We start from the raw sequence: 13,823 nt of genomic DNA, 5'->3' as shown, positions 1-13,823 counted from the left end.
CTGTTCTGTACCGGTCACTTAGGCCCCAATCCCTTTAGGCGCAGGATGCTGGCCGCCGGATCGGTCCGGCTCGGCAGCCTGTCTGCGGTGGGAAGTGTCCAATATCGCCGCGCCTCGGTCAATTCATCCTCGGCGTTCCGCCCCTTGGGAAACAGATAGACTGTGTCGGCCCCGGCGAGCGGTTGGGCCAGGCCGATGAGATCACTCAGCGGCGCCAGCGCACGCGCCGAGATCACCTGCGGCGCACCGCCCATCGCGGCATGTAATACAGCCGCGTCCACTGCCTCGATACGTTTCACGTGAACAGTGGCCGTCACACCCATCGCGCGCGCCGCCTCGCGCAGGAAGGCTGACTTGCGCTGGTCGCTTTCGACCATGTGAACCTGAGCCTCCGAAACTGCAGCAATGACAAGCCCCGGAAAGCCGCCACCCGAGCCGAGGTCGAGCCAGCGCATGGTGTCGCGCGGTGCGTGCTCCAGCAGCTGCGCGGAATCGAGGAAATGCCGCGACCAGAGTTCAGGCAGCGTTTTTGGCGCCACCAGGTTGATCGCCTTCTGCCACTTGGCGATCAGCGCGGCGTAAGCCTCCAGCCGCGAGATCGCGGCAGCGCTGCAGTGGGTCGCTTGCTGGAACTGGGCGGGCGTCATGATGGCGGGTTATCGCCGACCCTCTCTCCTTTGTCACCCGCGGACTTGATCCGCGGGTCCCATTTAATGGGATGCCCGGGTCAAGCCCGGGCATGACAATCAAAAAAAGCTGCCATGGCCGGGCCTGTCCCGGCCATCCACGCCTTGTTTCCCGTGAAACCCTGCGTATTTTCCGCCGTTCCCCGCCCTATTTCCACGGATCGTAGGTGCCGAAGGACCAGATATGGCCTTCCGGGTCGCGGCAGGTGAAGCCGCGGCCGCCATATTCCTCGTCCTTGATGTCGATCAGCATCTCGGCGCCGCCGGTGCGGGCGCGGGCGTAGATCAGGTCGGCATCGGGTACCACGACATAGATGGTCTGGGTTGCCTTGCCGCCGATGGCATCCGGCACGGTGACATGCCTGCCGTAGTCATTCTCGATGGCGAGCGAGCCCAGCATGATCATGCCGGTGCCGTAGCAGAGCTGGGCATGGCCGACCGTGCCATCCCCGCCCGGTACGACGAGCTGCTTCTGGAAGCCGAAATGCCGGCAGAGCCATTCGATCATGGCCGGGGCATCGCGATAGCGCAGGCAGGGAATGATATTGCCCGGATAGTCGGTCTCGGGGGGCTGGGTGGCTGGCGGGACAGTCATCGGCGGCTCCTCGGGGGTTTTTCCAAGATTACCGGAGAACCGGGCGAAACGGCGGCGACATTTATGGGATTTCTGGGCAAATAGCGCCGGCCCGGACTGCTAAAGAAAAAGGGTATGTTTCACGTGAAACATACCCTTTTGCCACCTAACCCATTGATGTTGCTTTATTCGGCTGCTTCGGCACCGTCCCGTTTGGCCTTTTTGACATAGCCGAGCAAAGCCGACAGCGCCGCCGGGGTGACGCCGGAAATCCGCGCCGCCTGGCCGAGCGTGCCGGGCCGGTGCTGCTTCAGCTTGGCGCGCACCTCGTTGGAGAGCCCGCCAACCGCGTCGTAATCCAGCGCTTCGGGCAGGATCAGGCCCTCATCCTTGCGGAAGGCGACGATATCCGCCTCCTGGCGCTCCATATAGCCGGCATACAGTCCGTCGATCTCGACCTGCTCGACGATCTCGGGCGCCATCCCGGCCAGGTCTGGCCAGAGTGCGGCCAGTTTCGCCACGGTCATGTCGGGATAGCCGAGCAGCATGGCGGCCGAACGTGGCTGACCGTCCTGATTGACCGGAAAACCGCGCTTGACCAGCTCCGGCGGGGTCATTTTCAACTCGCGCACCCGCCGGCGCGCTTCGGTGAGCGCGAGATCCTTGGCGGTCCAGGCGGTTTCACGTGAAACCCCGATACAGCCCAGCTGCAGCCCCAGCGGAGTCAGGCGCTGGTCGGCATTGTCGGCGCGGAGCGACAGGCGGTATTCCGCCCGGCTGGTGAACATGCGGTAGGGCTCGCGGGTGCCGAGCGTCACCAGATCGTCGATCAGCACGCCGATATAGGCATCAGCGCGACCGAGAATAAACGGATTTTCCGCAGAATTTGGCTCTTTTCCGGCAGAAATAGCGGCATTCAGCCCGGCGATCAGGCCTTGGGCCGCGGCTTCTTCATAGCCGGTCGTGCCGTTGATCTGGCCGGCCAGATAAAGCCCCGGCAGGCGTTTGGTCTCCAGCGTCGGCTTCAATTCACGTGGATCGACGAAGTCGTATTCGATGGCATAGCCCGGCCGCAGCATCACGGCCTGCTCCAGGCCGGGGATGGTCTTCAGCAAAGCCGCCTGCACATCGCGCGGCAGCGAGGTCGAAATACCATTCGGATAGACGGTGTCGTCGTCCAGCCCTTCCGGCTCCAGGAAGATCTGGTGGCGGTCGCGCTGGGCGAAGCGCACCACCTTGTCTTCGATGGAGGGGCAATAGCGCGGCCCGGTGCCTTCGATCTGGCCGCTATACATCGGCGCGCGATGCAGGTTGTCGCGGATCAGCGCATGCCCTGCTTCGCTGGTGTAAGTGACGCCGCACTGGATCTGCGGTGTGGTGATGTGCTGCGTCAGGAAGCTGAACGGCACCGGCGGATCGTCGGCGCTCTGCATCTCCAATGCTGCCCAGTCAATCGTGCGGCCATCGAGACGCGGCGGCGTGCCGGTTTTCAGGCGACCCAGCGAAAAGCCGCATGTTTCAAGGGTTTTCGAGAGGCCGAGCGATGGCGCTTCGCCGACGCGGCCGGCCGGAATCTTCTCTTCGCCGATATGGATCAGACCGCGCAGAAAAGTCCCGGTCGTCAGAATGACTTTGGGCGCAGCGATGAAACGTCCGTCGCCGCAGACCACGCCCCTGATCTCGCCGTTGTCGATGCGGATATCTTCGACGGCCGCGCCGATGATCGTCAGGTTCGCCTGCTCAGCAAGGATCGCCTGCATCGCCTGGCGATAGAGCTTGCGGTCGGCCTGCGTGCGCGGCCCGCGCACCGCCGGGCCCTTCGATTTGTTGAGCATGCGGAACTGGATGCCGGCGGCATCGGCGACGCGGCCCATCACGCCATCCAGCGCATCGATCTCGCGCACCAGATGGCCTTTCGCCAGGCCGCCGATGGCCGGGTTGCACGACATCTCGCCGATGGTCTCGGGCTTGTGCGTCACCAGCGCAGTACGCGCACCCATGCGGGCCGCGGCCGCTGCGGCCTCGCAGCCGGCATGGCCGCCGCCGATCACGATGACATCGAACTTGTCCTGCATGGGCGCGGGTTTTAGGCCGTCATCCACAGGCCGTCAAAGGGAATCGCGGTTACACGTGAGACCCTCACAAATGTTCGCCATGCCCGGACTTGATCCGGGCATCCCATTATCTTTGCTGTTGTAAAAATGGGATCCTCGGGTCAAGCCCGAGGATGACAAAGGGCGAGAGGTGGTTTCACGTGAAACCCCCTGATCCGGCCTTATATTCCCTGTTTGTTCTTTAAGAAAAAGGTCCACGGTCCGTTTCTACCCAGCCTACCGAACAAAGGTGGACAATACCGCCGCCGCAGCCGCGATCTGCGCCAGGTTGACCGCCATGCTCAGCCCGTGCAGCCGCTTGAACTGCCGCACCGCCGCCGCCTCACCGGCGGTTTTCGCGTCGCGCAGCGTATCGAGCCGCGGAATCACGACCTGCCGCACCAGCACGGCGAAGCCCGCGACCAGCGCCAGCAGCGCGGCCGGCACCGCATGCTCCTCCAGCGCCAGCGTCAGCGCGCCGACCGCGCCGCAAATGATGATGACGAGATAGTAGACCGGAAACAGCGCGCACCGTGCGCGAAGCCTGCTCCGGCTCCAGCCTGGCGAAGATCACCGGCGTCAGTGCGAAGGAGAAGAACAGCATCGCGCCAAACAGGAGCGCAGTGGCGTAGAGCGCGATGGCATGCAGCAGCATCGGTATTTCTTTCTGTGTGGTGCCGCAGTCTTGCAGGAGTGACAATAGCGATGCAATTCCGGCGTTGACCGCCTGCGCCGCCTTGGCCATAGAGAAGCCATGACCATGGATCTCGACGCCTCGCTTCTCTCCATCACGCGCTTCCCGGTGAAGGGCCTGACGCCACAGCCGCTCGATGCCGCGCAGCTCACGCCCGACCAGCCGATTGCCAATGACCGCCGCTTCGCGCTGGCGCATGGCGGTTCGGCGTTCGATGCAGCGGCGCCGGCCTTCCAGAAGAAGGCGCATTTCCTCACCTGGATCCGCAATCCGCCGCTGGCCGCACTGGACTGCAGCTTCGATGCGGACGGCACAAAGATCACGATCCGTAAGGACGGCAAGGTGCTGGTGCAGGATGCCGACCTGACCTCGCCGCTGAGCCGTCCCGCAGTCGAGAAAGTGGTGCTGGAGCATATCGGCGCAGAAGGCACGCGCGGCAGCGTCAAGGTGGCCGAGGCGCCGAACGCCTGGTTCGCCGATGTGCCCGCGCCTTACCTGTCGATCCAGAACACCGCCACGCTGGCCGAACTCGGTCGCAAACTGGGGCAGACCGAACCGCTCGACTCTCGCCGCCTGCGCGCCAACCTGGTGATCGGCGGCTTCCCGGCCTGGGAAGAGATGCAGTGGGTCGGCTCGCAGATCGAAATCGGCGAGACCGTGCTGGCAGTGGAAGCCGTGATCGGCCGCTGCCTCGCCACGCATGTGAATCCCGACAGCGGCGTGCAGGACACCGACGTGGTCGGCACGCTGAACGGCGTCTATGGGCATAACAAATGCGGCGTCTATGCCCGCGTGGTCAAAGGCGGCCGCATCAGGCCGGGCGACCGCGTCGGCCGCATCCTTTAAAGACATGACGGGCCAGCGCGGCTATCTCACACGCCAAGAGCAACAGGGGCGCGTGAAGCTGTCCTGGGTCGATTTCGGCGGGCCGGTTGAACGCACACTGGTAGCGCTGCATGGCCGCGCCGGCTGCGGTCGCAACTATGCGCCGCTGGCGCAGGCCATGAGAGATGACTGGCGCATCGTCGGCATGGACCAGCGCGGCCATGGCTGGAGCGACCACGCGCAGGACCGCACGCGCGCCGCCTTCATCGAGGATGCCGCCGCGATGATCGAGCATCTGAAATGCGGCCCCGTCGTGCTGATGGGACATTCGTTCGGCGGCGTGAATGCCTATCAGCTGGCAGCAAAACGTCCCGAGCTGGTGCGCGCGCTGGTCATCGAGGATGTCGGCTGCCGTTTCGGCCCGACCAAACCCGGCGTGTCCTGGCCGCTGCGCTGGGAGACGCTCGACCAGTTCCTCGCCTTCATGCGCACCACCGAGACCGGCATGGACCGCTACCTGCTCGACAGCCTGGTGGAATACGAGGATGGCTGGGGCTTCCGCTTTTCCGGTGCCTGGCATGACGAGGCGCGCGCCCATCTCGTCGGCGACTGGAGCGACGACTGGGCCGCGATAGTCTGTCCGATTTTATTGATACATGGCACGAACAGCTGGCTGGTCAGACGCGACGAGATGGACCGCATGGCGGCGCTCAATCCGCGTTGCGAACTGAAGCTCTTCGACGGCGCCGGCCATGTGCCGCATGACGAACGGCCGGAAGAATTCGTGATGGCACTGCGCAGCTTCCTCGACCGTTCTGCTGTATGACCCCTCCCGTGTCCCCTCCTGTGTCCCCTCCCGCGCACTGGTCCCTGCCCGACGGCGCCAACGGCGATCCGGCCTTTGCGCGCCTGCATCAGTTCTGGCTCGGCAAATGTAAAAACGGCCTGTTACCGGCGCGCAGCGATATCGACGTGCTGGAGATTCCGCGCGACCTGCTGCGCGACATCGCGCTGCTCGAGGTGGAAGCCCAGCCGGACGGAAAGCGGCGCTACCGCATCCGCCTGTTCGGCAGCGCGCTGGCGGCAATGACCGGGGCCGACGAGACCGGCCGCTATTACGACGAAACCGTGCCCACCGCCGGCTATGCCGTGCTGCAGCAGCATCTCGACCGGGCGGTCAGCGAGGCGCGGCCGATGTTTTTCGCCAGCCCTTCGGCGGCTCCCGGCCGCGGTTTCCTGTATTTCGGCCGTTTCGGCCTGCCGCTCGCCGCCGACGGCCGCAGCGTCGACATGATCCTGGCGCTGGTCCGGCCGCTGCCCAATCCGGACCCCCAACCTGATCTGGAGCTAAGACTGGCCGATCTGGGTTGAGGGCCGGCATCCCCCGGATTGCCCGGGTACCGCCCCGGGCTGGCCCTGCTGATGCCATATTCCGGGTACGTCATAGGTCCCATACAAGGGCAAAAGCCCGACACCCTATTGGTTGGACCAGACAGAGCCCTCGCCATGAACAACCTTGCAGCCCTGATCCTGCTGGGCGCGCTCAGCGCCGCCGGCCCCGCGTCCGCCCTCGAACCCGTCCCCATGCAAACAGGACGGGGCGGATCGCCACCCGGCGACCCCGGTCCGCGCGCCGGCGTGGTGCAGACCCAGGCGCCGGCCTCGCAAAGCCCGACGTCGCAGAGCCCGACGTCGCAGAGCAATGTCACCGCCGACCCGGCGCAGCAGATCGAGCCTGAAGGCGGGCCGCCGGTCGGAGCGCTGTCGCTGTCGCAGATCATTACCCAGATCGAGAGCCGGCCCGACTTTGCATTTATCAAGGACATCGACTGGGACGATGGCCGCTACGAGGTGCAGTACCGCACGCGCGACGGCCGCGACCGCACCCTGAAGGTCGATCCGCGCACCGGCCGTCCGGTCGAGGGCGCGCTGCCCACCGTGCACTGGCCCAAGTCGTAACGCCGGCGTCCAGGCGAACCCGATTTAAGCCAGCGCCGTGCTGCCGGCCTGGCCATCCAGCAGCGACGCGGGTGGCCATTCGCTGCGCAGGAGGGCAAACAGGTCGCAGTCGCGCCATTCGCCGCGCACGTTGAAATTCTGCTGCAGCCGGCCCTCGACGCGGAAGCCGAGCTTCTGCAGCACCGCATGGCTGCGGATATTGTCGATATCGGCCAGCGCCGTGATCCGGTGCAGCCCCAGTTCGGCAAACCCGAAGCGCAGCACCGCCTGCATCGCCTCCGAGGCATAGCCCTTGCCGCGCAAGGTGCCGTCGAAGGAAAAGCCGATATTGCCCTGGCGGTGTTCGGGCGAGGCGATGCTGAGCCGCACCATACCGATGGCGCGCATCATCTGTTTTTCTTCCACGCAGAACAGCCAGTCGCGGCCGGACGGATTTTCGCCCTCGATCACCCGTGCGGCGATGAAACGCTTGACCAGGCCTGAATCGAGCGCCGGCCCGGGCAGGAATTTCCAGAAGTCTTCCTTGACCGCGAACTGCTGGAACGCCGCTTCATCATCCGGCACGAAGGCGCGGAGCAGCAGGCGTTCGGATTTCAGGGTCGGAAAGGCGTCGGGCATTTTCTCTCTAATCCGTCATCCCCGGCCTTGTGCCGGGGATCCACGTCTTTGAACGTCGTAGGCAGTAGGAAGGCGTGGATGGCCGGGACAAGCCCGGCCATGACGGTATAGGTGACGGCGTCTATTTGCCAATACAGAAATCCCGGAAGATCACATCGAGCAGGTCTTCCACATCGATCCGGCCGGTGATGCGGCCGAGCGCGCGCGCCGCCAGCCGTATATCCTCGGCGGCCAGTTCGGCGCTGGTGTTATGCCGCTCCGAGCCGCGCAGGAAACGGTCCAAGGCTGCAATGCAGTCGACCAGCGCCTCGCGGTGCCGCGCCCGGGTGAGCGTCGCGCTGCCGGTTAAACCGATCCGCTCGACGACCTCTTTCTCCAGCATATCCAGCAAGGCATTCATGCCGGTATTGGCGCGCACCGAGACCGGCAGCACGGCGCGGCCGTTGATCTCCCAGCCGGCGGAAATGTTCGCCGCATCGGCCTTGTTGGCCACCACGATGGCGTCCTGGTCGATCAGCGCCTCGGTGTCTTTCGGCACGGATTTCTTGGTCGCATCGAGCACGACGATCTTGAGATCGGCGGACTCGGCCCGCTTCAAAGCGCGCGCCACGCCCTCGCTCTCAATGGCATCGGCGCTTTCGCGCAGACCGGCGGTATCGGCCAGCACGACGGGATAGCCGCCGAGATCGAGATGCACCTCGATCACATCGCGCGTGGTGCCGGGAATCTCCGAGACAATCGCCGCCTCGCGTTTCGCCAGCGCATTGAGCAGCGACGACTTGCCGACGTTGGGTGCGCCGACAATCGCCACCATCAAACCGTCGCGTAATCTCTCGCCGCGCTGACGGTCGTTCAGATGCGCGGCGATCTCCTCGCGCAGGCGCGCGATCTGCGGCTTCACTTCCGCCGCCACGCCCGCGGGCAGGTCTTCATCCGGGAAATCGATATCGGCTTCGAGATGCGCCAGCGCGCGCACCAGCTGGTTGCGCCAGCCCTCGTAAAGCTGCCCGAGCGCGCCCTGCATCTGCCGCAAAGCCTGTTTGCGCTGCGCCTCGGTCTCGGCATTGATCAGGTCGCCGAGGCCTTCCGCTGCCGTCAGATCGAGCTTGCCATGCTCGAACGCACGCCGGCTGAACTCGCCCGGTTCGGCCAGACGCAGGCCCGGCAGTTTCGCCAGCGCCGCGAAGATCGCACCCAGCACGGCACGGCCGCCATGCACCTGCAGTTCGGCCACGTCTTCGCCGGTGAAACTGTGCGGTGCCGGAAACCACAGCACCATGCCCTCGTCGAGCAGCGCGCCGGTCTCGTCGCGCAGCCGGCGCAGCGCGGCGACACGCGGCTCGGGCAGTTTGCCGCCGGTCAGCGCCTCCAGCGCATCGGCGGCCTGCGGGCCACTGAGCCGGATCACCGCCACGCCGGCGCGGCCGGGCGCGGAGGACAGCGCGTAGACGGTCTGGGGTGTCATGATACTCTGTCATGCGCGGGCTTGACCCGCGCATCCCATTTTCCGTGCGAACCCAAATGGGGCCCTCGGGTCAAGCCCGAGGGCGACAAAAGCAGGCGTGTCGCAGAGCAGCCGCTCACTTTTTCTTTTCGCTATGATCCGGGCCGTCTTCGGGCCTGAGCAGCAGACGTTCGACACGGCCGCCATTCTTCACATGCGTCTCCAGGATCTCGTCGATATCGGCGAAGCTGTCGGCGCGGTACCAGATACCTTCGGGATAGATCACGATGGTCGGCCCGAGTTCGCAGCGTTCCAGGCAGCCGGCATTGTTGACCCGCACGCCGTCTTCCAGCCCCATGCCGAGTTCCTTGGCGCGCGCCTTCATGTAATTGCGCAGCTTCTCGGCGCCCTTGCGCGCACAACTGCCGCGCGGATGGTTTTCCGGCCGCTCGTTGGTGCAGACGAAAATATGCGCGCGGTAGAAATCGGACGGATCGCCGAGCCGGGCCGGGGAGCGGACCTGATAACGGATCGCCATGGCGCCCTACTTCTTGCCCGGCGTGCCGCCGCCGCCAGCAGCGCCACCGGGGAACTGGCTGAAGAAGAATTTCTGAATCTGCTCCAGGTTGTTCAGCCCCATCGGTCCCCAGGTTTTCAGCAACACCTCGGGGTCCATGGATTTGAGCGACGCCGTCATGCGCTCCTGCATCTGGGCCATCACGGCCTCCTGCAAAGGTTGCACATCCGGCAGGCCGAGGAAGGTGCGGGCCTCCTCCGGCGTGCAATCGACATTGACAGTGACCTTCATCGCTGCACCATACTGCTGAGTGGAATGCCCGAAATTGAGAAGCAGGACAAATACCTAGCATGACCGGTGCCGCGTTGTCAGGGACCAATCAACCCGATCTTGGCCGCAACAATCTCGACCGGGCCGCCTCGCCCTATCTGCAGCAGCACCGCGACAATCCGGTGCACTGGCAGATCTGGTCGCCCGAGGTGCTGGCCGCGGCCCAGGCCGCCAACAAACCGATCCTGCTCAGCATCGGCTATGCCGCCTGTCACTGGTGCCATGTGATGGCGCATGAAAGTTTTGAGAACCCCACGATTGCCGGCGTGATGAACGACCTGTTCGTCAATATCAAGGTCGACCGCGAGGAACGCCCCGATATCGACACCATCTACATGAACGCCCTGCATGTGCTGGGCGAACAGGGCGGCTGGCCGCTTACCATGTTCCTGACGCCGAAGGGCGAGCCCTTCTGGGGCGGCACATATTTTCCGCCCGAAAGCCGTTACGGCCGGCCGGGCTTCCGCGAAGTGCTGGAAAAGATTCACGAGGCTTACACGCAGAAGCCCGATGCTGTGGCGCAGAACAGCAAGATGCTGGTCGGTGCGCTGCGCAACCTGGCCAGGCCGCAGAGCCGCGACCGCCTGCCGCTCAGCAACGATGTGCTCGACCAGGTGGCGGGGCAGATTCTGGGCCATGTCGATCCCGAACATGGCGGCGTCGGCAGCGCACCCAAGTTTCCGCAGACGGGTTTGTTCGACCTGCTGTGGCGTGCGTATTTACGCACTGCCAATCCCGAGTACTCGATCGCGGTGATCAACACGATCACGCGCATGGCGCAGGGCGGCATCTACGATCATCTCGGCGGCGGCTTCGCGCGCTACTCCACCGACGCCGAATGGCTGGCGCCGCATTTCGAGAAGATGCTGTACGACAATGCCCAGCTGCTCAGTCACATGGCGCTGGTGCAGGCCGAGACCGAGGATGCCGTGCTGCGCCAGCGCATCGAGGAAACCGTCGGCTGGCTGCTGCGCGAGATGATTGCCGAGGGCGGCGCTTTCGCGGCGACGCAGGATGCCGATTCCGAAGGCGAGGAAGGCAAATTCTACGTCTGGGACAGGGACGAGATCGCCGCCGTGCTCGGGCCTTACACCGGCGAATTCTGCGCCGCCTATGACGTCACCGAGGACGGCAACTGGGAACACAAGACCATCCTGCGCCGCTCGCTCGAACCCGGCCTGAAGGACGAGGCCGGCGAAAAGCGCCTGCGCATCGCACGCGAAAAACTGTTCGCCGTGCGCGACAAACGCATCAAGCCGGGCTGGGACGACAAGGTGCTGGCCGACTGGAACGGCCTGATGATCGCAACCCTGGCCGATCTCTCGCTGCAGTATGACCGGGCCGACTGGCTGCAGGCTGCCGAGCGTGCTTACGGCTTCATCGTCTCGACCATGCAGTATGGCGATGGGCGGCTCGGCCACAGCTGGCGCAACGACATCCTGGTCAGCCCCGGCCTGCTCGACGATTACGCCAACATGGCGGCGGCGGCGCTGGCGCTGCACGAAGCCACCGGCAGTCCGGATTACCTCGCGCAGGCGATCCGCTGGCTCGACAGCGTGGAACACGATTACGCCGACACGGTGAACGGCGGCTATTTCCTCACCTCAACGGAAGCCGAGGATCTGGTGGCGCGCACGCGGCATGCCGCCGACAACGCCACGCCGGCCGGCAACGGCACGCTGGTCGGCGTATTCGCGCGGCTGTGGTATCTCACCGGCGACGTGGTTTGGCGCGAGCGTGCGCAGAACCTGCTCGATGCCTTCTCGCCCGAGATCGGTCGGAATTTCTTCCCGATGGGCAGCTTCCTCAACGGCGCCGACCTCTTCCTCAATGCCGTGCAGGTGGCGATCATCGGCCGCAGAGGAGAGCCCGCCACCGATGCGCTGGTGAATGCTGCCTACAAGGTGTCGGTGCCCAACCGCGTGGTGATGGTGTCCGCACCCGATGCGGCCTTGCCCGAAACGCATCCGGCGGCCGGCAAGACGCAGATCGACGGCAAGCCGACGGCTTACGTCTGCCTCGGCCCGACCTGCGGCCTGCCGGTGACGACGCCGGCGGAACTGACGGTGTCGATCAAGGCGACAAGAGCGGTTTAGTAAGTTTCTCTTATGTTTCTACGGATTGATCAGTAGGGTGATCGCATACTATATATAGTACCAATATAGAAACTATACCCACCACAGCTATGAGTAGGGGCTTGCAGCCCGGAGGATTCCAGCCTAACGTTCTAGGTAATGCCCCGCCGAATCGGTGGGGCATTACTGAACGGGCGTAGTTTAACTGGATAAAAAATACCCTGGGTTCTAGTGCTTGGTGGCCACCCGGGGAGTTGCAGGTTCAAGTCCTGTCGACCCGACCATCTTAGTCAAGGCGGCTCTTCGAGCCGCCTTTTCTATTAGCGATATCTTGTGCCATTTCTATGGCATTTGTCAAGATATAGTTATCCCGAAAAAAGCGCTTTTTATAACGGATTTTATTGATACGGTGCGCCTGTAATGGGTCGTAAACCTTTAGCTGAAAAATCCATCCGCCTACCGCTTACAGTCAATGGGCGGACGGAAAAGGTTCTCAATCGCCTAGTGAAAACAGGTGGTTATGGGAACAATAGCACCGACGCCGCTCGTATTATCATTATGGGTCACATCCAAAAACTGGATGAAGCACAAAAGATCGATATTTTCTCCGACACCCAAGAAGACACTACTGGGTGATTTTTAGTGTCGAATTCCTTTACGCCGCCGCCAGTGCCGCCTGCTTCCTGCCCCTGATCAGCAGCGACAGTCCGGCGGCGATCACGGCGGTGACGCCGGCGATCACGAAGGCTTCGAAATAGTTGCCCTGCTGCACGCGCATCCAGCCGGCGAAGAAGGCCGCACTGGCCGCGCCGAGCTGATGCCCCGCCGCGATCCAGCCGAACACCACCGGACCGTCGCGCTCGCCGAAGGCCTCCACCGCCAGCTTCACGGTCGGCGGCACGGTGGCGATCCAGTCGAGGCCGTAGAAGACCGCGAAGACCGACAGGCTGGCCAGCGAGAAATCGGTATAGGGCAGGTAGACCAGCGAGAGCCCGCGCAGGCCGTAATACATGAACAGTAATTTACGCGGATCGTAACGGTCGGTGAGCCAGCCCGACGCCGTGGTGCCGAACAGGTCGAAGAAGCCCATCAGCGCCAGCACGCCGGCCGCCGTGGTGACGGCCAGGCCCATATCGCCGCAGAACGACAGCAGATGCGTGCCGACCAGACCGTTGGTGGTGAAGCCGCAGATCCAGAAGGTGGCGAACAGGAACCAGAAGTCGGCCTTCTTCGAGGCGCGGCCGAGTGCGGCCACGGCGAAGACCAGCGGATTCTGCGCCGGCCCGGCCGGCGGCGGCGCTTCGGTCGCGCCATAGGGAATCAGCCCCATGTCGCTCGGCCGTTCCGGCAGCAGCCACCAGACCAGCGGGATCAGCGCCGCAGCGACCAGCGCCACAGTCCAGGTCACCAGCGGCCAGCTGCCGAGTTCGGCCAGCATGGAGAGCAGCGGGATGAAGATCAGCGTGCCGGTCGCGGTGCTGGCGGTCAGCAGGCCCATGACGAGGCCGCGGTTGGTGGCGAACCAGCGGTTGGTGATGGTGGCGCCCATCACCAGCGCGATGGCGCCGGAGCCTAATCCGGTCAGCACGCCCCAGGTGGCGATCAGGTGCCAGGTCTCGGTCATCAGCGTGGAGAGCATGGTGGCGCCCGACATCAGCGCCAGCGCACAGAGCAGGGTGCGGCGGATGCCGAAACTCTGCATCAGGGCGGCCGCGAACGGCCCGACCAGGCCGTAGAGGAAGATGCCGATCGCGGCGGCCAGCGAAGTGGTGTCGCGGCTCCAGCCGAAGCTCTTTTCCCAGGGCACCAGCAGCACGCTCGGGCTGGAGCGCAGCCCGGCCGCCGCCAGCAGGCAGACGAAAATCACGGCAACGACCAGAAACGCATATTTCTGGCCAAGGAAAGTCGGACGTGCTATGCTCATGTGACTGACCGGTACGTTAAATGATGCGCGAATATGCGTACCGATCGGTAACATTGTCAAGTCTCATTTGGGAACCCGCCGTTG

15 protein-coding genes are annotated in these 13,823 nt (G+C 64.3%); 6 read left to right on the top strand and 9 right to left on the bottom strand.

Going from position 1 to position 13,823, the window contains the following annotated elements:
• Positions 1–14: 14 nt before the first annotated feature.
• The 4 genes from rsmG to CTR53_RS16670 all read right to left on the bottom strand — a co-directional run bounded on the left by rsmG (position 15) and on the right by CTR53_RS16670 (position 3,800).
• Positions 15–647, bottom strand: a complete 633-nt coding sequence (gene rsmG / locus CTR53_RS16685; protein WP_290815968.1) for a 16S rRNA (guanine(527)-N(7))-methyltransferase RsmG — start codon at positions 645–647, stop codon at positions 15–17.
• 187 nt (positions 648–834) lie between these two features.
• Entirely contained in the window at positions 835–1,281 is a 447-nt protein-coding gene (locus CTR53_RS16680; RefSeq protein ID WP_290815965.1) for a VOC family protein, read from the bottom strand.
• Positions 1,282–1,445: 164 nt separating this feature from the next.
• The gene (gene mnmG / locus CTR53_RS16675) at positions 1,446–3,335 is read right to left on the bottom strand and encodes a tRNA uridine-5-carboxymethylaminomethyl(34) synthesis enzyme MnmG (RefSeq protein WP_290815962.1); all 1,890 of its coding nucleotides are present in this window, start codon (positions 3,333–3,335) and stop codon (positions 1,446–1,448) included.
• A 255-nt stretch (positions 3,336–3,590) separates the two neighbouring features.
• The gene (locus CTR53_RS16670) at positions 3,591–3,800 is read right to left on the bottom strand and encodes a hypothetical protein (protein ID WP_290815959.1); all 210 of its coding nucleotides are present in this window, start codon (positions 3,798–3,800) and stop codon (positions 3,591–3,593) included.
• A gap of 307 nt (positions 3,801–4,107) precedes the next feature.
• Here CTR53_RS16670 and CTR53_RS16665 point away from each other — a divergent pair, with 307 nt between their 5' ends.
• The 4 genes from CTR53_RS16665 to CTR53_RS16650 all read left to right on the top strand — a co-directional run bounded on the left by CTR53_RS16665 (position 4,108) and on the right by CTR53_RS16650 (position 6,831).
• Positions 4,108–4,893, top strand: coding sequence for an MOSC domain-containing protein (locus CTR53_RS16665; RefSeq protein ID WP_290815956.1), 786 nt, complete (start codon positions 4,108–4,110; stop codon positions 4,891–4,893).
• 4 nt (positions 4,894–4,897) lie between these two features.
• Entirely contained in the window at positions 4,898–5,698 is an 801-nt protein-coding gene (locus CTR53_RS16660) for an alpha/beta hydrolase (RefSeq protein ID WP_290815953.1), read from the top strand.
• Between the two features lie 20 nt (positions 5,699–5,718).
• Positions 5,719–6,243 (top strand): PAS domain-containing protein, encoded by a 525-nt coding sequence (locus tag CTR53_RS16655; RefSeq protein WP_290815950.1) that lies wholly within the window; start codon positions 5,719–5,721, stop codon positions 6,241–6,243.
• 135 nt (positions 6,244–6,378) lie between these two features.
• A complete protein-coding gene (locus CTR53_RS16650; protein WP_290815947.1) occupies positions 6,379–6,831 on the top strand; it encodes a hypothetical protein in 453 nt (150 codons plus the stop codon).
• A gap of 24 nt (positions 6,832–6,855) precedes the next feature.
• Here the strand turns inward: CTR53_RS16650 and CTR53_RS16645 are convergent, their stop codons facing one another.
• The 4 genes from CTR53_RS16645 to CTR53_RS16630 form a co-directional block, all read right to left on the bottom strand.
• On the bottom strand, positions 6,856–7,449 hold the full coding sequence (locus tag CTR53_RS16645) for a GNAT family protein (RefSeq protein WP_290815944.1): 594 nt from the start codon (positions 7,447–7,449) through the stop codon (positions 6,856–6,858).
• 121 nt (positions 7,450–7,570) lie between these two features.
• On the bottom strand, positions 7,571–8,914 hold the full coding sequence (gene mnmE, locus CTR53_RS16640) for a tRNA uridine-5-carboxymethylaminomethyl(34) synthesis GTPase MnmE (RefSeq protein ID WP_290815941.1): 1,344 nt from the start codon (positions 8,912–8,914) through the stop codon (positions 7,571–7,573).
• Positions 8,915–9,029: 115 nt separating this feature from the next.
• Complete coding sequence (locus CTR53_RS16635) at positions 9,030–9,431, bottom strand: (2Fe-2S) ferredoxin domain-containing protein (protein ID WP_290815938.1); 402 nt, start codon at positions 9,429–9,431, stop codon at positions 9,030–9,032.
• A 6-nt stretch (positions 9,432–9,437) separates the two neighbouring features.
• The gene (locus CTR53_RS16630; protein ID WP_290815935.1) at positions 9,438–9,701 is read right to left on the bottom strand and encodes a DUF6489 family protein; all 264 of its coding nucleotides are present in this window, start codon (positions 9,699–9,701) and stop codon (positions 9,438–9,440) included.
• 59 nt (positions 9,702–9,760) lie between these two features.
• Here CTR53_RS16630 and CTR53_RS16625 point away from each other — a divergent pair, with 59 nt between their 5' ends.
• Together CTR53_RS16625 and CTR53_RS16620 are read left to right on the top strand one after the other, a co-directional pair.
• Positions 9,761–11,836 carry a thioredoxin domain-containing protein gene (locus CTR53_RS16625; RefSeq protein WP_290815928.1) on the top strand — a complete coding sequence of 692 codons (2,076 nt, stop codon included), beginning with the start codon at positions 9,761–9,763 and terminating at the stop codon, positions 11,834–11,836.
• A gap of 399 nt (positions 11,837–12,235) precedes the next feature.
• Complete coding sequence (locus CTR53_RS16620; RefSeq protein WP_290815925.1) at positions 12,236–12,451, top strand: hypothetical protein; 216 nt, start codon at positions 12,236–12,238, stop codon at positions 12,449–12,451.
• Between the two features lie 19 nt (positions 12,452–12,470).
• Here CTR53_RS16620 and CTR53_RS16615 read toward each other — a convergent pair whose 3' ends face one another.
• On the bottom strand, positions 12,471–13,739 hold the full coding sequence (locus tag CTR53_RS16615) for an MFS transporter (RefSeq protein ID WP_290815919.1): 1,269 nt from the start codon (positions 13,737–13,739) through the stop codon (positions 12,471–12,473).
• Positions 13,740–13,823 lie beyond the last annotated feature (84 nt).

This window comes from Ferrovibrio sp., from assembly GCF_002796975.1.
Classification (GTDB): domain Bacteria; phylum Pseudomonadota; class Alphaproteobacteria; order Ferrovibrionales; family Ferrovibrionaceae; genus Ferrovibrio.
This window is presented reverse-complemented; position numbering and strand designations above follow the sequence as displayed.